We start from the raw sequence: 18,377 nt of genomic DNA, 5'->3' as shown, positions 1-18,377 counted from the left end.
GTTATACAATAAGGATCTGTGAATATGAGAGATTTTAAAAATGGTTTTCTTTTTCTCTTCCTTCTCTTCTTTTCCTTGCAAGGTTGGGCTGGTTCCTTCATGGTTTATCCAGTTAAGATATACCTCGATTCCAAGAAAAAAAGTGGTGAGATCAGGGTCTATAATCCCCAAAAGAGATCTATATATATCCAAGTTGGCGGTTACTCATGGGAGCAGAATAAGAATGGAAAACCCATTTATAGCGAGCCTAAAGGTCTCGTGTTTTTTCCAAAAATGCTAAAACTTGAACCTAAAAGTGAAAGAGTGATAAGGATTGCTTACAAGGGAGAGAAGCTAAAGGTTGAGAGGACCTATAGAATCTTTGTAAGGGAGATACCTGTTTCAAAGCCTGGAGATAAGAAAATTACGATTGCTTTAAAGATAGATTTACCAGTGTTTGTGGCTCCAGAAAATATTAAACGCTCCTTTGAGATTAAGGACTTGAAAGTAGAGAGTGGAAAAATGAGCGTAGATGTTAAGAATAGCGGAAGTGTCCATATTATGGTGAAGGAGATCTCCTGGAGAGGTTTTGATCGGAACCAAAAAGAGACTTTTCATAAAAACATACGAGGGTGGTATATTCTACCTGGTGCTAAGAAGCGCTATGTGATTAACATAGGCAGCAAAGAGTGTAAAAGGACGACATCTCTTGAGGTAAAAGTAAAAACAGAAAAAATAGAAAAGTCATCTATTTTCAGTTTACCTAAAAAAAGGGTTTGCAGTCAGTAATATGCGAAAATTGGGATGGTTTTTCTATATTTTTATCTTTGTTTATGTATGTTTCGCATCTTTAAATATAGAGGCTGTCTTAAGGGTTGTAGTAAATGGGCAGGTAAAAGGAGATTTTATAGTCTCCATCACTCCAGACAAAGATATCTTGGTCACAGAAGATTTTCTTAGAAGTATTGGACTCAAAAAACCCTTCAGGGCAAAGAAAAAGACAGGTTTAATTTCACTTAATTCCATTAAGGATTTGAATTTTAGTGTAAATGAAAAGAAGGCACTCTTGGAAATTACAGTTGATCCAAGACTACTGACTCCCACAAATGTTGCCATCAAGAGAAAAAGAGAAATTCATGAGTTAGAGTATTTGAAGGATAATGCTTTTTACCTCAATTACTATCTGAGATACTATGCGGATGATCATTTGAATAATGAAACATTTAATGGCAACTTTGAGGCAGCTTTGAGATTAGAAGAATTGCTTTTTTATTCGGATCTATCTTATGCTAAGTCAGAGAGTGTGAATAGCCTCCATAGGCTCTCAAGCAGTATTACAATTGACAAGCCAGATAAGTTGCACAGAGTAGTGATAGGGGACTTCAGTGCTACTTCGGGAGAACTTGGAAGCAATCTTTTGCTTGGAGGAGTGAAAATAGAACGAAATTTTTCTCTCAATCCCTATCTTCTTCGCTATCCAAATTTAGGTATAGAAGGGGTTCTTGAGACACCTTCAACGGTAGAGGTTTATCTTAATGGTGCACTCTATCAAAGGCTTGAATTACCACCTGGTCCATTTAGAATAGAGAACCTACCTGCAATGCCAGGTAGTGGCAAAATCACTCTGATTATAAGAGATGCCCTTGGGAAGGAAACTGTTATTGAAAGACCATTTTATATACCATCGCGTATGCTCGGGCAGGGAGTTACAGAGTATAGTCTTGCATTTGGTTTTAGGAGAGAAGATATTGGAAAAGAAAATTTCCATTATGGCAGGGCTGCCCTATTGGGATATATGAGACGAGGCCTTACAGATTATCTAACTATGGGTTTGCGTGCGGAAGTAGATGATGAGATTGCAAATGCGGGAGTAGAAGCAACTACTTCACTCTTTTCAAAAGCAGAGATGAGATTCTCAACTGCTTTGAGCCAAAAAGAGGGAGAGGCAGGCTATGCGGGCTCTTTGGGCATAAACATTCCCACTCAAAAAAGAATAAGTCTTGGTTTTACTTTGAGAAAATTCTCTAAAGAGTATACAGATCTTTTAGAAACAAATAATTCATCTCTTAACTGGGCAGTAAGAGTTAGTTTTAGTGTTGGTCCACAAGGGAGCATTTCTTCGGTCTTTTCATGGAACAAGAATCATGATAATTCAAAGACAAAAGCTCTTTCTATCCACTACCACAGACCTTTTTTAAAAGTAGGAAATATTTTTCTAACCTTTCAAAGGCAGTGGTTAACTTCCAAAACAGAAGATATCTTTACTTTTGGCATACTCCTACCTCTTGGTAAAAGTCGCTACGCGTCTCTTCAACATACCTCAAGGGTTGGACAGCAAAACAGCACTCTTTCACTCTCTAAGAATCCGCCAAGAGGTCCTGGTGTTGGATATAGACTGCAGGTTAATAGAAATCAACATGATAGCAGTGGAGAATGGCGTGGCTATGGAAGAGTCGAATATCATCATGAGTTTGGGCATCTTATAGGCGAATATCAAAAGACAGAGAATTTAGGTTCTATAAGCCTTGGGGCAAGAGGTGCCCTTGTAGTAGCGGGAGGAGAGGTGCATCCTTCTGCACCTATCTATGACGGTTTTGCTCTTGTAGATACAGGGTTGAAAGGTGCAAAGGTGAGACTTGGTGGACAATTTATGGGGGAGACTTCAGAGAGTGGCAAACTTGTTGTTCCTGGCCTTGTATCTTATTATGACAATCCTATTTCAATATCCGCAAATGACCTGCCTATGGAATTTACCCTAAAGGAATCTACAAAACACGTTGCTCCTTATTACAGAAGTGGAGGAATTGTAAAATTTGAGATAGGGAGATTGAATGCAGTTGAAGGAAAAATATTTTGGATAGAAAAAGAGAAAAAAGTACCTGTAGAGTTTGCAGGCCTTGATATAAATGTAGAAGGTAAAAAAATAGAGAGTGTTACAGGTGAAAAAGGCTTTTTCTATATTGAGGGTCTTAAAAGTGGTAGATATCCTGCCCATATTTTTAAAGACGGAAAGGAGTGTAGATTTACTCTCTTTGTGCCTGAGTCAAAAGAGCCCTTTATAAATGTTGGCGATATAGTTTGTAAATAAGATTTTTTTCTTCAATATGAAAGTGTAATATATTTAATATTTTAGTGATAACAAACTATTCGACACATTTCAAAAAAGTTGAGATGGGAGTTCTATACTCCATAGAGAGTATAGATAAAACTATTTTTGATTTTCTATCTTTTGTGGCTTTTCTTTGTAAAATAGTGCAATGAGCGCTAATACAAGAGCGATAAAAATTAAACCGATTCCTATATAGGTTACTATAGAAATTCGTTGAAAAATGGTTGGTTTAAGAAAGTACTCTAAAACTTTTTCGTCAAACTCATTAGTTGTTAAATGAGCTTTTTTTGCTCTTTGAGGAAGTTTTAATGAGATGTCATACTCTGCTAAAATATTTCCTTCGTTTTCTGTATCAGTAAAAAACCACTCGGTAGGCGAGATTTTTCTTGGGGTGAATTTCTTTTCATATTTGAAATGCCAAATACCATTGCCTTTATATTTTACAACTCCTTTTGCGTCGAATGAGAATATCATTGTCCTCTCGATATCATTGCGTTTGAATGAAAAATTGGTAAGTTCATATCCTGGTAGAGAGGCTATAATTTCTCTTTTAAGAAGTGCAGGGTTGTTTCCATACTTTTGAACGAGCATTTTCCATTGAAAAGCAGTCGCTTTTTGCGTCCATGTAATTTTTGCGTCTCCACATTCATTAACATTCACATCTAATTGAATAATAATCTTTTCAGCAAATAAAGAAAGTGTTAGCAGGATTAAAACAAATATCTTTTTCATTATCGCACCTTAAAACTATTTTTTATTAAAATCAACTCCGGAGTATTGAGCTGATTTGAAGTAGAGCTCAATACAAATCCAACTACTCCTTGACTTGAATGCGTAAAGTATCCTACCCAATTCACTTGCATTTCCCTTGAACTTTTTATGCCAGCATAACGCTTATATACTTTTCCATTAATATTTACTTCTCCTGCTGGTTGATAGTTCATTTGTCCACCCATTTGTATCGTTAAATTGTAGAGCATAGAAAATGCCTGATCTATATTTTGGGTATTGTTAAATATATAGACTTCTGCGTCTTGTATACCTTGAGGGTCTACTGCTAAAACTTTAAGATAAGGAACATAGGGATTTGGTGTAGGCAATATTTGCCAGTTAGAGGGATATTGAAAACTAAAAAGTCCAGAAGGATCCTGATATATTTGAGCTGAAGGTGCTGGCGTTGGTACCGGTGAAGGTGTCGGCATTGGCGCTGGTGAAGGCGATGGTGCTGGCGAAGGCATTGGTGCTGGTGACGGTGACGGTGCTGGTCCCACAATCAATTTATTAAATATTTCATCTATCTTTTTTCGAAGTGTTGGATCATCTTGAAGATCAGGAGGTCTATATCCTTTTCTATGAAGGTCATTTATATGGAGCATTGAAATTGGACGTGCGCCATTTATGGGCATACCACTCATAAAATTTTGTACATTTTTCATTCCAACTTCAACAGCTTGTTGAAAACTCAAGCTTCCTCCAAGTCCCGCTCCCCCTACACCCGTAGCTTCGATAGCGATGATTTGGTTTCCAACAATTACACCAGGAAAGGCATGATTTTCTGTTGTAAATATTACCGTGTCTAATCCGGCAGATTCTGCAACACTACAAAAAAGTGTACTAAGTTCTATACATAGTCCTGCTCCCCCAGTTAATACTTCTCTTGGAAGACGAACATGTTGTACTATTGTAATCTTATCGCCTATCTTCTCTGGCAGTCCAAGTGTACCCCCATACACAATGCCTGCAGCTCTTTCAAAGTTATAAAGAGCTTCCATAAAACGTAGAACCTCTTGTGTTCCTGCACCTGCGCCAGCAGTAGAACCTTGCAATACATTTTTTTGCAGTTGTTGTGTAAAATATTTAATGACGGGATCTTCTGGTGTAACGAAACAGCTAATGAGTTTGTCATTTGTATAAAGATCATATACAGAAGAGATCTCTTCAGGAGGAGTATCTGTATAAATGAGCTCGTTTCTTCCTCTAATTTGGAAATTTTTCCTTTTGACAAATTCATAATTTTTTACCCCGTCATTATAACTATATTTGATTTCTAATTTTGCTGGAGTAGCATTTAAAATATTGAGTATCTTTTCTGGAAATTGGGGATAGAAAAGATCCACTACTGTTTGATCAGGTAGAACTTCCCCATACTCCATTGGAGTTGTCCACTCTATAAATTTAGGTACACGGTAAGAGATTTTTAAATTTTTGATATAACCTTTTCCACTATTATGAAAAACCACTTTTGCAAGATAATATTTTCCATTTTCTACTTCAGGATTTCCATATACCTTGTAAGCCATAGGCATAATTGCATCTCTTACATATATTTTCGATTCAAGTTCTCCACGATTTTTGAAATAGGTAAGGCCTAAAATAAGTAAGATAATACCTAATAATGCTAATGCTCCACTAGCAATAAGTAATTTCTTTTTCATTTATTTCCTTTATTACTCGATTTTATTTTATTGTCTTTTTACATCTATATGCTCTGACGGATTCCCGATAAAGTTTTCCATTATCAATAATAATATGTTTAAAAGGCGTAATTTGTGCGTTGAGCGTCTTTTTTAGATAAGGATCATATACCTTTACAAAACGGCTGTGAGATGTGTCGAAATAGGAGTTTATATAACGTATTCCATGTGAGGCAGCCTTTTTTTTCAGTGCTGTCATCTCCCTTTTTTTTGTTTCATATATCTCTTTAAAAATGATGCTCTTAACATTAAGTCCTTTAGGGAAAAGAACACTTATCCATCCTACTGGTTTGCACTCTTTGGGAACAATAGGAGTATTGAGATCAATAACTGACTCTTTTGGTATTGGTCTTCCCAGGTAAACAGTTTTTGGAAAATATTTTTTAAAATTTATCAGATAAGGATTTTTTTTCGCTTTTTTGCTTGTGAAAATATTTTTGATATTTGTTTTAAATTCTGTAAAAGACTTTTGAGAACATCCCTCAAATGCAAGAAAAAGTATAATTGAAAAAAGAAATGCTAACTTTTTCATTTTTCTCCCTTCCTTTATTGTCTAGATTATAATTGATCTAAACTTAAAAATAAGACAACTTTCTTCTTTTTTATGCTGACTTTTTTATAAAATAAATGATCTTTTTAAGAAAAATATAGAGTAGCATTTTGTTTTTAAGGAGATTTATAAATGCAGGAATTTTTTGTATCTCAAACGTTAAGAAGAAATTTTTTTGCCAAATTGGAGAAGTAATTACCATTTAAGTAGTTTCGGCCAGAAGGCCGAAGTGCTACAGACGAGATTCGTATCGTCTGAGCATATAGAGTCGTTTGAGCATTTTCTTGCGTGCCGCAATCTTCTCTTTTTTTCGTCTTTCAGTTGGCTTTTCGTAAAATCTACGAGCACGAGCTTCTGTGACGATCAAGTTTCTATCAACTTGCTTTTTGAAAAGGCGGTACGCTTCCTCAAACGACTGATCAGGTCTAACGAGGATGCCAGGCATACTGACATCACCCCCTTTCAGGTTAAGATTGGGCGATATTATACCACAAAATTAGAGCCATTTTTTGAGGTTAATGTTGTTAAGATATGAGATATAGACCTTTTTGATTCTCTCAAATATCTCTTCGCTTCTTTTTTGGTCATAAATATGTGAGCTGAGATTCCTATCTTCTAGCATATCGAGTATGATTTCATCATCATCAATAAGATGAGCTTTGTAAGCCTCTTTAATGCAGTTTCTAGGCGAAAAACACTCAATTCCTTGATACGCAAGCACTGCTTTAAGAGCTTTCCAAAGCAACTCTATGGTAAACTCAAATCGCTGTAATACCCCATCTTTATCAAGTTCATCTTGTGCTATATCGATAGCTTCTTGGAGCCTCTGTCTAGCCATCTCAAAATTTTTTATTTTAATAAGTACATCACTCTTTTTCATAAAGAACTTTTCCCTCTTTTTCTATTTGTTTTTGGAAATTTTTATCAGCTTCATTCAAAAAAACAATATCCACACTCAGTAACCCACTTAATTTTTCAACTTCCTCTTTGAGTTTTCTTTTTGAGCGAAAATCAATTGGTAAATCAATAGCAATGTCTATATCAGACTGTTTGGTGGCATATCCTTTTGCATGAGAACCAAAAAGTATTATCTTTTTAGGATGGTATGTTTTGAGATAATTGATGATTGCTTGAATTTTTACTTGCGGATTTATCTTTTTTTTCATCATTATAACCTTTATCTCATTCAAAAAATTATAGCACACAGTATAAAAGGAAAAAAATTATTAATAAAATTTAATATTAATAATGATAAAATTATGCCAAAATATAAAAAAGGAGGAGCTATGAAGATAGCAAAAAGTGTAGTATTGGCAACTGCATTAATAAGTGTTAGTGCTTTTGCAAAAGATGCTTTGATTGAAAAGGCAAAACAGGCTGGTTTGCAGCCAATTCCTCAAGAGGTGAGTAAACTTTTCAAGTTGATCGATAATCCGAAAAACCCTATCACAAAAGCAAAGGTTGAACTCGGTAAAAAGCTCTATTTTGACCCACGTCTTTCTCGCAGCGGTCTTATTAGCTGTAATACATGTCACAATCTCTCCACTGGTGGTGATGACAATGTACCGGTAGCAACTGGGCACAAATGGAGACACAATCCACACCATCTCAACTCTCCTACAGTCTATAACGCTGTTTTTAACCAAAAACAGTTTTGGGATGGTAGAAGTCCAGATCTTGAAGATCAAGCGACTGGACCAATTCAAGCAGACGTAGAGATGAATATGCCAAAAGATTTGGCAGTAAAAGTTGTTAAAAGCATTCCAGAATACAAAGAAGCGTTTGCAAAAGTCTATCCTGGAGAAGAGATTACAATCAAAACAATCGGTAAAGCGATCGGAGCATTTGAGAGAACTCTTGTGACTCCTAGCCGCTATGATGACTATCTGGGTGGGGATGAAAAAGCTCTCACAGAAGTAGAAAAAGAGGGTCTTAAAACGTTTATCGAGGTTGGATGTGCAAGCTGTCACAATGGTGTAGGACTTGGTGGTGGTATGGCACCATTCCCGGCAATTGGAAAATATAAGTATGCGAATATTGGTGATTTCAAAGGCGATAAGAATGGTATGGTGAAGGTGCCAACTCTGAGAAATATACTTGAAACTGCACCATATTTCCATAATGGTGCAACATACAATATCAAAGAGGCAATTGAGATTATGGCTGAAACACAGCTAGGTAAAAAACTTACTAAAAAACAGATTGACTCAATTGCCACATTTTTTAAAGCACTTACTGGTAAAAAGCCTTATGTGCGCCTTCCAATGCTTCCAAACAGCACTCCATCAACTCCAAAACCTGATCTGAACTAATCTTGGGGCTTTTGCCCCAAAAGCTAACCTTTTTGCTACAATAAAGCAAAAAGGTTTTACATGGAATATCGCTATATCGGTAGATCTGGCCTTCGTGTAACTTCTATCTGTCTTGGCACCATGACCTTTGGTTCCACAACTCCTAAAGAGGAAGCTTTCAAGATCATAGATAGAGCATACGATTTTGGTATCAACTTTTTTGATACGGCGGAGCTTTATCCTGTGCCGCCTGATAGCAAATGGGCTGGCCAGACAGAAAAGATCGTAGGTGAGTGGCTTAAAACCAAGCCAAGGGATTCCATCATATTAGCTACAAAAGTAGCGGGAGCTGCTAGTGGATGGTTTGTGCCGCCTATTCGCCATGGTCTTACAGCAATGGATCGCTTTCATATCAAAACTGCTATTGAAGGATCTCTTAAAAGACTAGGAACGGACTATATCGACCTTTATCAAATGCACTGGCCAGATAGTGTTGTGCCGATTGAAGAGACGATGCGAGCTTTTGATGAACTGGTACGTGAAGGGAAAGTGCGCTATATAGGCACTTCCAATGATACAGCCTATGGACTTACAAAAGCAAATGTGGTAGCCAAGTACGAGGGGCTTGCACGCTTTGAATCGATTCAAAACAATTTTAGTCTGCTCAATCCAAGATTTTTTGATGAACTTGAGACAGTTTGCAGAAGGGAAAAAGTGAGTCTATTACCATATTCACCTATAGGTGGTGGCATTTTAAGTGGGAAATACAACCAAAAGTTTATCCCTGAAGATGCCAGATTTTCGCTGTATCTCAAGCATCCTGTAAAAAGAGTACGAGAGCATGCGAAGCGATTTTTCAATGATAAAACCCTTGGCTTTACCGCCGAATATCTTGAAATTGCGAAAAAATATGATATCCATCCAGTGACTTTAGCCGTTGCTTATAGCAAACATTTTGATTTTGTAGCTTCTACAATAATAGGGGCAAGAAAGCTTGATCAACTTGATGCAAGCCTCGCTGCAATGGAAGTAAAACTTTCCCGAGAAATCCTCAAAGAGCTGACTGCTTTGCAAAAAAAGTACTGCTATCCTATGGGATAGCGGGAATAGTAAAAAATTTTTTTCCTAAAAACTGACGAAAAAAATAATAAAAATACTTGACTTTTTTCGCCAATAGTTTTATAATAACTTCCATTAATTAAAATCATAACTAAATTGAATGGTTTGCTATGAACTATATCTATATGCGCTCTAAAAATGATCGCTACTCTATAGCCATGCAAGAAAAATCTATACAAGATTTTCTGCATAGTCGTAATATTACAGAGTTTGCGGAGTATATCGAAGTTGCCCCAGTCTCTTTAAAACTTGATGAGCGAAGGGAACTCAAAGAGTTTATTCACTCTTTAAAAAAAGAGGATCATATTATTCTCTATGATCTTCGTGTAATTTCTCCAAGGGTAGGGGAAGTTGTGCAGTTTCTTAATTGTATTTTTAGTCACGATTTAAAGCTAACCATAACAAAATATGCGATAACAATAGAAAAAAATACCCCGGCACATATAGTAATTTCACTTTTGAATCAACTAAGAGAGGAAAACAGAAGTGAACCTATTCACAAAGGGCGACCAAAAGGGAGCATTTCAAGATCTAAATATGATGTATATAGAGATAAAATCATTCAGATGTTAAAGGAGGGAAAAAGTGTGAGTCATATAGCGAAAAGTTTAGGAGTAAGCAGAAGCTCCATACGAGATTATATAGCAAGCAGAGAGCTGGATAAAATTGTGATGGGCGAGATATCTAGCCCTAACATTCCAAAAATATCATGCAAAATCAATAATAAAGGATAAAAATGGCAACTGCAACAGCAAAACCGAACCGAGCCAAAGAGTACCTCAAGAACTGGGTACCATACAGATACAAGAGGTATATAGTATTTGGGCTCGTAACAGTAATCAGTTTGGTGTTGCCGTGGATACGTATAAACGGTAATCACTTCTTTTTGTTAAACTTTGATCATAAGCAGCTGCACCTCTTTTTCGTGCGCTTTGATATGCAAGAGCTCTACTTGATGCCGTTCTTGCTTTGGATTCTCTTTTTTGGGATCTTCTTTATCACAACCCTTGGAGGGCGTGTCTGGTGTGGATGGAGCTGTCCACAGACAATCTTTCGTGTGATTTATAGAGACTTAATAGAGACAAAACTGCTGCATCTGAGAAAACGTATCAGTAATAAGCAAATTGAGCCAGATATGAGTAAACCAGAGAATAAGGTGAAAAAGCTTATAGCAATCTTGCTCTGGTCAGTTCTAGCTTTCATCGCAGCAGCAGATTTCATCTGGTACTTCGTGCCACCAGAGGACTTTTTCCAATATATTCAAGATCCGGCAAACCATACCATTTTAATGGGGTTTTGGATTGGAACCGCTCTCTTTTTAATCGCAGATGTAGTATTTATTAAAGAGAATTTCTGTATCTATATCTGCCCCTACGCAAGAGTGCAGTCGGTGCTCTATGATGAAGACACCTTCCAAACAGTCTATGACTATAAAAGAGGTGGACGCATCTATGATGAGCACGGAAACCTCATAGTGCATAATAAAAAAGAGCTCAAAGCCCAAAAAGAGGAAGCTGAGTGTACCTTGTGTGAATCGTGCGTAAAAGTGTGTCCTACCCATATCGATATACGTAAAGGGATGCAGCTAGAGTGCATCAACTGCTTAGAGTGCGCAGATGCATGTACAAAAGTGATGGGAGCTTTAGGGAAAGAGAGCTTGGTGCGCTGGACAAGTTACCATGCATTAGAGACTGGTGAGAAGACAAGAGTCTTTCGCTTTAGAATCATTGCATATATTGTTATGCTCACTATTGCATTTGTAGCGCTCTTTTGGATGGGAAGTAAAAAAGAGCATATGCTTCTCAATATTAATAGAACAAGCCAGCTCTATAAAATAGAGCCAGATGGAAGGGTTAAAAATACATACGTATTCCTCTTCCAAAATACAGAGAATAAAAAGCATAAGTACTACTTTGAAATAGTAAACAATAAAGATATTAAGATTGCAAGACCAAGTAAACCATTTAGTGTTATACCTGGTAAAAAAGTGAAAAAAGTTGTCATACTCTATACAGATAAGGTATTGGTAAAAAACACACAAAAAGATACACCAATACCAATCAAGATCAAAGCCTATGCGGTTGATGATCCGAAAAAGATTGTGGTCTATAGAGATACGATCTTTGTCTTCCCTCGTTGGGATATTTATCAAAAACATATTAAAAAATAGGATAAAAGAATGAAAATTGCAGTTCCTGTAAAATTTCAAAGAGATAATCCGCCTCTGTCGCCTCTTTTTGGGCATGCAAAATGGTTTGCGTTTATCGATGATGGAAAAATAACAATTGAAACCAATCCTCATGATGGAGGATTGGCTGTTGTTGAATGGCTGCTACATAGGGGAGTTGATGCAGTTATTACACAGCATATCGGTATAAAACCTTTTGCTCTTTTATCGCAAAATGGGGTTGCGATTTTTTATCCTGGGGAGGGTAGAATTTTACTTAGTGATGCACTTGAAGGTTTCCGAAAAGGAAACCTCCAAGCAATTGATCAAAATAATATAGAAAAATTTGTACGGCATCAGGGGCATGCATGAAAAAAGAGGGTTTTAACGAACAGGGAGAACCAACACTTCGAGAATTAGAGGATTATGAAGGAAAAGCTTCACCTGAAAAGCGTAAAGCTATCATGTGGGTGATTGTAACAGGTCTTTTGTTAGGAGTTTTTTACACTTTGGCAAAACACTACTTTAAAGATGTGGGATATGAAGAGGTGAAGATTCCACAACAAGAAAGAATTTTACACTACTAGGAGTCTGCTATGAAAAGGGTGATTGTATTAGGGGGTGGATTTGCCGGTGTCGAAGCGGCAATCTTTTTGAGAAAAGAGGGTTTTGCAGTTGATCTCATCTCACCAAGACCCTATATGTATATCTATCCTACTTCTATATGGGTTCCTGTATATGAGGCAGAGTTTGCTGATGTCTGTTTACCACTAGAAGATTTGCAAAAGGTACATGGGTTTACTTGGATTGAAGATGAGATAGTACAGATTGAGGCTAAAAATAAAAAAGCAATTGGCAAAAAGGGTGAATATCAAGGCGATTTTTTGGTAATTGCTATGGGGGCTGGTAAAGTCAAGCATGAGGGAAGTGAAAACTATCTCTCCATCTGTGGCGAGCCTGAAGATGCTATCAAGATGCGCGATCGCATTGATGAGCTAGTAGCAGCAAAACGAAGTGGTAAGATAGCTATGGGATTTGGCGGCAATCCAAAAGATAGCTCGGCTGTGCGTGGAGGCCCAGCATTTGAGATGATGTTTAATCTCCATAACTATCTCAAGAAAAAGGGCCTTCGCGATCGCTTTGAACTTACATTCTTTGCTACTATGGCAGAACCTGGTAAGAGACTTGGGCCACAAGCATTAAAAATGATGGATCTCTTTTTCAATAAATTAAACATTAAAAAGCACTTTGGCAAAAAGATTAAGAAATTTGAGCCACATGGTATAGTTTTTGAAGATGATAGCTTTCTAGAGAGTGATTTTACAATGTTTATACCGGCAAACGCTGGTCATCCAGTGTTTCAAGATTCTGATTTACCACTCAGTGATGCTGGATTTATTTTAGTGGATGAGTATTGTGAAGTAAAAGATAAACCTGGGGTTTATGCAATAGGTGATAGTGCCTACATTGAAGGACCGCAGTGGAGAGCAAAACAGGGACACATTGCTGAAGTAATGGCACGCAACAGTGCAAACAACATTGCCATAGATGCAGGTGTAAAAGTAGGGAAAAAAGAGAGCTACATTCACCATCTCAATATTATCTGTGTAATGGATAGTGGTGATGGTGCAGCTTTTGTCTACCGTGATGATAAGCGGGGCTTTATGCTTCCAATGCCAATTGTAGGTCACTGGCTCAAAAAAGGGTGGGGCTGGTACTGCCGTAATTCTAAACTAGAAAAGATTCCAAGATTGCCAGGGCTTTAATCCTGGCACAAAATTTATAAAAAACTTTTAAAAAGTGCGTGGCAACATTTTCCGCTAGGATTACGCATACTACATGCGCAACCTTTGGCTTTTTTCTCTTTATATGCAGTATAGCTATGCGTATTGATATCTTTGATGCGATAATCAAAGCAGTAGCAAACAGTAGCTTCAGGATCTCTTGATTTTGCGGCAGTGGGACGTATGAGATCTGCATTATGCCATGTTTGCAAACCACAAAAATAGACAACGTCGCATGCAGGGTTTTTGCAGTAGAAATACTCTTTACTTTGATCTATATTTTCAATAGTTCGAAGATTTGCCAATATATTTTCATATTTTATTTTTTTGCCTTCACTTTTGCATGATGGGCATCTATTTGAGAGAAAAAACTGCATCTTTTTCCTTTAAAGAGTCTTTTTTATTATAACATCTTAAAAGGAGACTATGTATCAAAGATTGTTACGTTATAAAAAGCAACTAAAGTAGCATAATAGTTCTTATCGTTGCGTTATAATTGAATAAATAAAAAGCAAGGAGGCTAGAATGGCAAAACTCACAGAATTTGAACAAAACATAGCACAACGAATCAAAGAGCAGATCGAACTTAATAAAGATAAGCCAGAGCTTGGTAATGTTGATATGCAAAAAGCAATGGAGCTTTTAAAAGAGGCAGGAGCGATTTTGCTTGATGTACGCCCACCAGCTAAAGTAAATGGTGAAAATGCTGAAGAGGCCGATATTCCAGATAGTTATTATACTCCATATCCAGAGTTTACAAACTATCTTGATATTTTGCCAGAAGATAAGACTACACCAATTGTAACAGCTTGCCTCAAAGGACTCTTTGCAAGCCGCGTCAAAGCGTATCTTGAAGTGTTGGGATATGAAAATGTCTACGTCTTTACAGGTAATATAGAAGATTGGATAGCAGCTCATAAAGCTCATAAAGGTGAGATATAAGATTCTCGTAGGGCTTTTTGCCCTATTGCTATTTGCTGGATGTAATCAAAAAATCTATGAAAAAAAGTTTGCAAAAGCTTCAAAACCGATTACTTGTTTGCAACTGCAAGCAAAAAATCCACTTACAAAACTCTATTTAGCGCAAGAGTATAAATTTAGTGCTCAATGTCCTTTTATACTTCGTACAACTTCCCATTTTGTAACTACTTGTACATCTGCCTATGCCAAAGCATTGGGAAGCGATTTTGATGGATTTTTGCGTTTGGAGCTCTACGAAAACAAAAAGCTGCTCTACCGCAATCAGATTGATTTCAAAGGGTGTTTACAGCCTTCAACTACGCATCAACTTTTTCAAGCTATGCGTCAAGCTATGCATTTTTAAATAAAACCTTTCAAAAAAAGAAATCCTAAGCTTTTTGGTTATATAATTTTGGATATAACGAAAAGGGATAAGCTTGGAGATAGGGACAAAACTCTTTTTTAATGAGAAAGATCGTGGATTTTTGGGAAAAGGGCGCATAGAGCTTCTCAAAGCTATAGAGAAATATGGCTCAATCAATAAAGCAGCAAAAGCGCTTGGAATAAGTTACAAAAAAGCGTGGGAGAGTGTAAGTGCTATGAATGCACTCTCTCCTCAACCTCTCATTCTTTCACAAACGGGAGGTAAAAGGGGAGGAGGCTCAGAGCTCACACCTTATGCAAAAGAGCTGATAGAGCGTTATGAAGAAGCGGATAAAACGATACAAAAAATAGCTAAAAATCCTGTAGTTCCAAAAATTTCTGCACGCAATAAAATTTATGTAACAGTAAAAAAAATAAAGCAAAAAAAAGATGAAGTCATTGTAACAGGAAGTTTTGGCAAAGAAAAAATTAAAGCAATTATTACGCCTGAAGCTTTAAAAGAGTTGGATCTTCATTTAGGAGAAGAGGTCTGGTTTGTTTTTAAAGCCAGCGCTGTGAATGCAAAAGATGAGAATTGCTTTAAAGGGAGCTTGATAGAGAAAATTAGTGAAAATAGAGTCAAAGTCGAAGTAGAAGATCAGATTTTTTTCCTCAATGGGAAGTTTAAAATTAAAGGATTTGCAATATATTTTTGTATTGATCCTCATGAAATTATGATTTTTAAAGGTTTAGTATGAAAAAGCTTCTTTCTTTTTTATTCTTTGCAATAATGCTCTATGCTGGCAAAATTCATGTTGCAGTGGCAGCGAATGTGAGTTTTGTGATGCCAGAACTTTTAAAGGCTTTTAAAAATGTATCTCCTCAAACAGATGTAAAAGTCTCGATTGGCAGTAGCGGAAAACTCGCTGCGCAAATTAAAAAGGGTGCTCCTTTTGCTCTATTTCTCTCAGCAGACATGTACTATCCCAAAACACTCTACAAAGAGGGATATGCAATCACAAGACCTCTTGTGTATGCAAAAGGCGCGCTTGTTATTTTTAGTAAACGATACAAAAGTATCGCAGATATTGCCAAAGCATCACGTATTGCAATTGCAAATCCTAAAACTGCTCCCTACGGCAGAGCTGCGCTAGAAGTTCTCCAGCATCTCGGTCTTTATGAAAAACTAAAAGATAAACTGATTTACGGTGATTCCGTAGCGCAGACTACTTCATATGCACTGCGTGTAGCGGATGCTGGATTTATTGCAAAATCTGCTATACATACAAAAACATTGCAAAATCTTCAAGACCGTTTTATTACAGTCGATCCAAAGCTCTATTCCCCAATAAAACAGGGTGTTGTTATGTTAAAAAGAGATGATGATGCGAATGCCTTTTTTACCTTTTTGTTTTCCAAAGAGGCAGCACAAATTTTTCAAAAGTATGGGTATATTGTAGATGATTGATTGGATACCTTTTATTCTTTCATTTAAGCTGGCTACTATAACTACCACTATGCTTTTTGCAATAGGTTTACCGATTGCTTGGTGGTTGGCTTCTACGAAAAATCGCTTTAAACCAATTATAGAAGCTTTTGTCTCTATGCCTATTGTCCTACCCCCTACAGTTCTTGGGTTTTATATATTATGGGCTTTTTCACCTGGAACTTTTTTGGGGAAGTTTTTCTCCTCAATTGGTATTGAGCCACTCTTTAGTTTTCCAGGATTAGTGATTGCAAGTCTTCTTTATAGTTTTCCTTTTATGGTGCAACCCTTGCAAAGCGGTTTTGAAGGCGTGCCAAAATCACTCATAGAAGCCAGCTTTATAGCTGGCAAAAATAGGATGCAAACATTGATGCATGTGATATTGCCAAATATGAAACCATCCATACTTACAGCGCTTATTATAACTTTTGCGCATACAATTGGAGAATTTGGTGTAGTTTTGATGGTGGGGGGATCTATTCCTGGTAAGACAAAAGTAGCAAGTATCGCCATATATGAATATGTAGAGATTCTTGATTACAAAAGTGCACATATTTACAGTGCAATTATGGTAGCGCTGAGTTTTACAGTGCTGCTTGCGGTATATATATTCAATCAAAAGTCGAAAAAAGTACAGCTATGATAGCAATAGGGATTTATAAAGAGCTAAGAGACTTTTCTTTAGAGATCTCTATGCGCGTCAATGAGGGGGAGTTTATTGCAATAACGGGAGCTAGTGGCAGTGGTAAGACAACCTTTTTGAGGGTACTTGCTGGTCTTGAGGAAGCTAAAGGTGCAATAGTGATTGGAGATGAGGAGTGGCTTGGTAATAAGAGCCTTCCTCCTCAAAAAAGAGCTGTAGGTTTTGTTTTTCAAGATTATGCTCTTTTTCCAAATATGAGTGTACTGCAAAATCTCCTTTTTGTACGTAAAGATGTTGCACTGGCTATGCATCTACTCAAAATAACAGATATGCTTGATCTCAAAGATCGCTACCCTTCGCAGCTCAGTGGTGGACAAAAACAACGGGTAGCGTTAGCAAGAGCTTATATGAAAAAGCCAAAAATTATGCTTCTTGATGAGCCACTAGCTGCACTCGATCCTACTATTCGCAGTTTTTTACAAGGAAAAATAAGGGATCTCCATGAAGAGTTTGGTACAACAACCTTTATGGTAAGTCATGATATAGCTGAGATATATAGACTCAGTACCAGAGTTATAGAGATTGAACGAGGAAAAATTTTGCGTGATTTTACCAAAGATCATATCGGAAAAAATAAAAGAAGCTATAAAGCTGAAATCGTAGATGTTTTGCAAGAGGAGATTGTTGTGGCTTTTATGGGAGATCTCTTTCGGTTACCCAAAAAGAAAACATATAAAGTGGGAGATATTGTAGAAGTAACTATTGAGGATTTGAAGCTGCTATGAAATATACAATTGTGCGAGAAAGAAGAAAGAGCATAAGAGGTTTTGTAAAAAATGGAGAGATTATTATCAAAGCTCCACTGTTTTTACCAAGTTCTGTTATTGAGTCTTTTTTCCAAAAGCACAAAGACTATTTTGCTAGAAAGCTTCAAAGAGACTACTTTTACTATCTTGGTGTGCGTCACAAAATAGTAAAGCAAGAGAAAGGGTATATATTAAAAGGAGATACTTTTTATAGCGACGAAAATATAGAGCAAAATATAGAAAGCTTTTTGATACAAAAAGCTAGGGAGTATCTTCTTCCTTGCACGCATAAATTGGTAGAAAGTTTTGGTGAAGAGGTAAATCTTATTAAGATCTCTAAGGCAAAAACGCGATGGGGAAGCTGCTCGAGCAAAAGAAATATAAATCTCTCCTATAGACTTATGATGCTGCCACCAAGAGTTATTGACTATGTCATAATACATGAGATTTGCCATCTTCGCCATATGCATCATGGGAAAGAGTTTTGGAAGCTTGTAGCGAGTCGCTGCCCTCTGTACAAAGAGAGGGAAAAAGAGTTGAAAGATTTTTGCCTCTATATATAATATAAACATAATATTATGAATAATTTTGAATAATTTTTCATTAACTTTTGGTTATAATTAATGGTTTTGAAAATTTATACATA

The 18,377-nt window shown here is 36.8% G+C and carries 23 protein-coding genes; 16 read left to right on the top strand and 7 right to left on the bottom strand.

Annotation, left to right across the window (positions count from 1 at the left end; translation table 11 throughout):
* The first annotated feature begins 24 nt into the window (after positions 1 to 24).
* The gene (locus NITER_RS07860; protein WP_084275077.1) at positions 25 to 768 is read left to right on the top strand and encodes a fimbrial biogenesis chaperone; all 744 of its coding nucleotides are present in this window, start codon (positions 25 to 27) and stop codon (positions 766 to 768) included.
* Between the two features lies 1 nt (position 769).
* Positions 770 to 3,067, top strand: a complete 2,298-nt coding sequence (locus tag NITER_RS07855) for a fimbria/pilus outer membrane usher protein (RefSeq protein WP_084275078.1) — start codon at positions 770 to 772, stop codon at positions 3,065 to 3,067.
* Between the two features lie 120 nt (positions 3,068 to 3,187).
* On the opposite strand, the gene NITER_RS07850 is transcribed toward NITER_RS07855, so the two are convergent.
* The 6 genes from NITER_RS07850 to mntA all read right to left on the bottom strand — a co-directional run bounded on the left by NITER_RS07850 (position 3,188) and on the right by mntA (position 7,278).
* The gene (locus NITER_RS07850; protein WP_084275079.1) at positions 3,188 to 3,820 is read right to left on the bottom strand and encodes a hypothetical protein; all 633 of its coding nucleotides are present in this window, start codon (positions 3,818 to 3,820) and stop codon (positions 3,188 to 3,190) included.
* Entirely contained in the window at positions 3,820 to 5,523 is a 1,704-nt protein-coding gene (locus NITER_RS07845; protein WP_084275080.1) for a hypothetical protein, read from the bottom strand. The genes NITER_RS07850 and NITER_RS07845 overlap by 1 nt, the downstream gene beginning before the upstream one ends.
* 22 nt (positions 5,524 to 5,545) lie before the next feature.
* Positions 5,546 to 6,094, bottom strand: a complete 549-nt coding sequence (locus tag NITER_RS07840; RefSeq protein WP_084275081.1) for a hypothetical protein — start codon at positions 6,092 to 6,094, stop codon at positions 5,546 to 5,548.
* A 250-nt stretch (positions 6,095 to 6,344) separates the two neighbouring features.
* Positions 6,345 to 6,557 (bottom strand): 30S ribosomal protein S21, encoded by a 213-nt coding sequence (rpsU, locus tag NITER_RS07835; RefSeq protein WP_011979679.1) that lies wholly within the window; start codon positions 6,555 to 6,557, stop codon positions 6,345 to 6,347.
* A gap of 51 nt (positions 6,558 to 6,608) precedes the next feature.
* Positions 6,609 to 6,992 (bottom strand): HI0074 family nucleotidyltransferase substrate-binding subunit, encoded by a 384-nt coding sequence (locus NITER_RS07830; RefSeq protein ID WP_084275082.1) that lies wholly within the window; start codon positions 6,990 to 6,992, stop codon positions 6,609 to 6,611.
* Complete coding sequence (mntA, locus tag NITER_RS07825) at positions 6,979 to 7,278, bottom strand: type VII toxin-antitoxin system MntA family adenylyltransferase antitoxin (protein ID WP_084275083.1); 300 nt, start codon at positions 7,276 to 7,278, stop codon at positions 6,979 to 6,981. Before mntA ends, NITER_RS07830 begins: the two co-directional genes overlap by 14 nt.
* Before the next feature lie 120 nt (positions 7,279 to 7,398).
* On the opposite strand from mntA, the gene NITER_RS07820 reads away from it, so the two are divergent.
* The 7 genes from NITER_RS07820 (at position 7,399) to NITER_RS07790 (ending at position 13,455) form a co-directional block, all read left to right on the top strand.
* Positions 7,399 to 8,424: a cytochrome-c peroxidase gene (locus tag NITER_RS07820; protein ID WP_084276559.1), complete on the top strand. Its 1,026-nt coding sequence runs from the start codon at positions 7,399 to 7,401 to the stop codon at positions 8,422 to 8,424.
* A gap of 60 nt (positions 8,425 to 8,484) precedes the next feature.
* Entirely contained in the window at positions 8,485 to 9,504 is a 1,020-nt protein-coding gene (locus NITER_RS07815) for an aldo/keto reductase (RefSeq protein WP_084275084.1), read from the top strand.
* Between the two features lie 128 nt (positions 9,505 to 9,632).
* Positions 9,633 to 10,256, top strand: coding sequence for a recombinase family protein (locus NITER_RS07810; protein ID WP_084275085.1), 624 nt, complete (start codon positions 9,633 to 9,635; stop codon positions 10,254 to 10,256).
* Positions 10,257 to 10,258: 2 nt separating this feature from the next.
* Positions 10,259 to 11,692 (top strand): cytochrome c oxidase accessory protein CcoG, encoded by a 1,434-nt coding sequence (ccoG, locus tag NITER_RS07805; protein WP_084275086.1) that lies wholly within the window; start codon positions 10,259 to 10,261, stop codon positions 11,690 to 11,692.
* Positions 11,693 to 11,701: 9 nt separating this feature from the next.
* Positions 11,702 to 12,061 (top strand): NifB/NifX family molybdenum-iron cluster-binding protein, encoded by a 360-nt coding sequence (locus NITER_RS07800; RefSeq protein ID WP_084275087.1) that lies wholly within the window; start codon positions 11,702 to 11,704, stop codon positions 12,059 to 12,061.
* On the top strand, positions 12,058 to 12,276 hold the full coding sequence (locus NITER_RS07795) for a hypothetical protein (RefSeq protein WP_084275088.1): 219 nt from the start codon (positions 12,058 to 12,060) through the stop codon (positions 12,274 to 12,276). Before NITER_RS07800 ends, NITER_RS07795 begins: the two co-directional genes overlap by 4 nt.
* Positions 12,277 to 12,285: 9 nt before the next feature.
* Positions 12,286 to 13,455 (top strand): NAD(P)/FAD-dependent oxidoreductase, encoded by a 1,170-nt coding sequence (locus NITER_RS07790; protein ID WP_084275089.1) that lies wholly within the window; start codon positions 12,286 to 12,288, stop codon positions 13,453 to 13,455.
* A 14-nt stretch (positions 13,456 to 13,469) separates the two neighbouring features.
* Here NITER_RS07790 and NITER_RS07785 read toward each other — a convergent pair whose 3' ends face one another.
* A complete protein-coding gene (locus NITER_RS07785; RefSeq protein WP_084275090.1) occupies positions 13,470 to 13,850 on the bottom strand; it encodes a hypothetical protein in 381 nt (126 codons plus the stop codon).
* Between the two features lie 148 nt (positions 13,851 to 13,998).
* Between NITER_RS07785 and NITER_RS07780 the strand changes: the two genes are divergently transcribed.
* From NITER_RS07780 to NITER_RS07750, 7 genes are all read left to right on the top strand, one after another.
* Positions 13,999 to 14,415, top strand: coding sequence for a rhodanese-like domain-containing protein (locus tag NITER_RS07780; protein ID WP_084275091.1), 417 nt, complete (start codon positions 13,999 to 14,001; stop codon positions 14,413 to 14,415).
* Positions 14,405 to 14,797 carry a hypothetical protein gene (locus NITER_RS07775; protein WP_084275092.1) on the top strand — a complete coding sequence of 131 codons (393 nt, stop codon included), beginning with the start codon at positions 14,405 to 14,407 and terminating at the stop codon, positions 14,795 to 14,797. The genes NITER_RS07780 and NITER_RS07775 overlap by 11 nt, the downstream gene beginning before the upstream one ends.
* 73 nt (positions 14,798 to 14,870) lie before the next feature.
* The gene (locus tag NITER_RS07770; protein ID WP_084275093.1) at positions 14,871 to 15,554 is read left to right on the top strand and encodes a molybdenum-dependent transcriptional regulator; all 684 of its coding nucleotides are present in this window, start codon (positions 14,871 to 14,873) and stop codon (positions 15,552 to 15,554) included.
* Positions 15,551 to 16,264 (top strand): molybdate ABC transporter substrate-binding protein, encoded by a 714-nt coding sequence (modA, locus tag NITER_RS07765; protein WP_084275094.1) that lies wholly within the window; start codon positions 15,551 to 15,553, stop codon positions 16,262 to 16,264. Before NITER_RS07770 ends, modA begins: the two co-directional genes overlap by 4 nt.
* On the top strand, positions 16,257 to 16,925 hold the full coding sequence (gene modB / locus NITER_RS07760) for a molybdate ABC transporter permease subunit (RefSeq protein WP_084275095.1): 669 nt from the start codon (positions 16,257 to 16,259) through the stop codon (positions 16,923 to 16,925). Before modA ends, modB begins: the two co-directional genes overlap by 8 nt.
* Positions 16,922 to 17,710 (top strand): sulfate/molybdate ABC transporter ATP-binding protein, encoded by a 789-nt coding sequence (locus NITER_RS07755; protein WP_084275096.1) that lies wholly within the window; start codon positions 16,922 to 16,924, stop codon positions 17,708 to 17,710. The genes modB and NITER_RS07755 overlap by 4 nt, the downstream gene beginning before the upstream one ends.
* Complete coding sequence (locus tag NITER_RS07750; RefSeq protein ID WP_084275097.1) at positions 17,707 to 18,294, top strand: M48 family metallopeptidase; 588 nt, start codon at positions 17,707 to 17,709, stop codon at positions 18,292 to 18,294. Before NITER_RS07755 ends, NITER_RS07750 begins: the two co-directional genes overlap by 4 nt.
* Positions 18,295 to 18,377 lie beyond the last annotated feature (83 nt).

This window comes from Nitratiruptor tergarcus DSM 16512 (genome assembly GCF_027946175.1).
GTDB lineage: Bacteria > Campylobacterota > Campylobacteria > Campylobacterales > Nitratiruptoraceae > Nitratiruptor > Nitratiruptor tergarcus.
The sequence above is the reverse complement of the archived record's forward strand: the minus strand, read 5'-3'. Positions and strand labels throughout refer to the sequence as shown.

Excerpts from the sequence above, each read along its gene's own strand:
- NITER_RS07820 (WP_084276559.1), top strand. The coding sequence starts at position 7,399 with ATGAAGATAGCAAAAAGTGTAGTATTGGCAACTGCATTAATAAGTGTT.
- NITER_RS07845 (WP_084275080.1), bottom strand. The coding sequence starts at position 5,523 with ATGAAAAAGAAATTACTTATTGCTAGTGGAGCATTAGCATTATTAGGT.
- NITER_RS07755 (WP_084275096.1), top strand. The coding sequence starts at position 16,922 with ATGATAGCAATAGGGATTTATAAAGAGCTAAGAGACTTTTCTTTAGAG.
- mntA (WP_084275083.1), bottom strand. The coding sequence starts at position 7,278 with ATGAAAAAAAAGATAAATCCGCAAGTAAAAATTCAAGCAATCATCAAT.
- NITER_RS07800 (WP_084275087.1), top strand. The coding sequence starts at position 11,702 with ATGAAAATTGCAGTTCCTGTAAAATTTCAAAGAGATAATCCGCCTCTG.
- NITER_RS07815 (WP_084275084.1), top strand. The coding sequence starts at position 8,485 with ATGGAATATCGCTATATCGGTAGATCTGGCCTTCGTGTAACTTCTATC.
- NITER_RS07855 (WP_084275078.1), top strand. The coding sequence starts at position 770 with ATGCGAAAATTGGGATGGTTTTTCTATATTTTTATCTTTGTTTATGTA.
- NITER_RS07860 (WP_084275077.1), top strand. The coding sequence starts at position 25 with ATGAGAGATTTTAAAAATGGTTTTCTTTTTCTCTTCCTTCTCTTCTTT.
- ccoG (WP_084275086.1), top strand. The coding sequence starts at position 10,259 with ATGGCAACTGCAACAGCAAAACCGAACCGAGCCAAAGAGTACCTCAAG.
- modB (WP_084275095.1), top strand. The coding sequence starts at position 16,257 with ATGATTGATTGGATACCTTTTATTCTTTCATTTAAGCTGGCTACTATA.
- modA (WP_084275094.1), top strand. The coding sequence starts at position 15,551 with ATGAAAAAGCTTCTTTCTTTTTTATTCTTTGCAATAATGCTCTATGCT.
- NITER_RS07830 (WP_084275082.1), bottom strand. The coding sequence starts at position 6,992 with ATGAAAAAGAGTGATGTACTTATTAAAATAAAAAATTTTGAGATGGCT.
- NITER_RS07810 (WP_084275085.1), top strand. The coding sequence starts at position 9,633 with ATGAACTATATCTATATGCGCTCTAAAAATGATCGCTACTCTATAGCC.
- NITER_RS07790 (WP_084275089.1), top strand. The coding sequence starts at position 12,286 with ATGAAAAGGGTGATTGTATTAGGGGGTGGATTTGCCGGTGTCGAAGCG.
- NITER_RS07780 (WP_084275091.1), top strand. The coding sequence starts at position 13,999 with ATGGCAAAACTCACAGAATTTGAACAAAACATAGCACAACGAATCAAA.
- NITER_RS07785 (WP_084275090.1), bottom strand. The coding sequence starts at position 13,850 with ATGCAGTTTTTTCTCTCAAATAGATGCCCATCATGCAAAAGTGAAGGC.
- NITER_RS07795 (WP_084275088.1), top strand. The coding sequence starts at position 12,058 with ATGAAAAAAGAGGGTTTTAACGAACAGGGAGAACCAACACTTCGAGAA.
- NITER_RS07850 (WP_084275079.1), bottom strand. The coding sequence starts at position 3,820 with ATGAAAAAGATATTTGTTTTAATCCTGCTAACACTTTCTTTATTTGCT.
- NITER_RS07840 (WP_084275081.1), bottom strand. The coding sequence starts at position 6,094 with ATGAAAAAGTTAGCATTTCTTTTTTCAATTATACTTTTTCTTGCATTT.
- NITER_RS07750 (WP_084275097.1), top strand. The coding sequence starts at position 17,707 with ATGAAATATACAATTGTGCGAGAAAGAAGAAAGAGCATAAGAGGTTTT.
- rpsU (WP_011979679.1), bottom strand. The coding sequence starts at position 6,557 with ATGCCTGGCATCCTCGTTAGACCTGATCAGTCGTTTGAGGAAGCGTAC.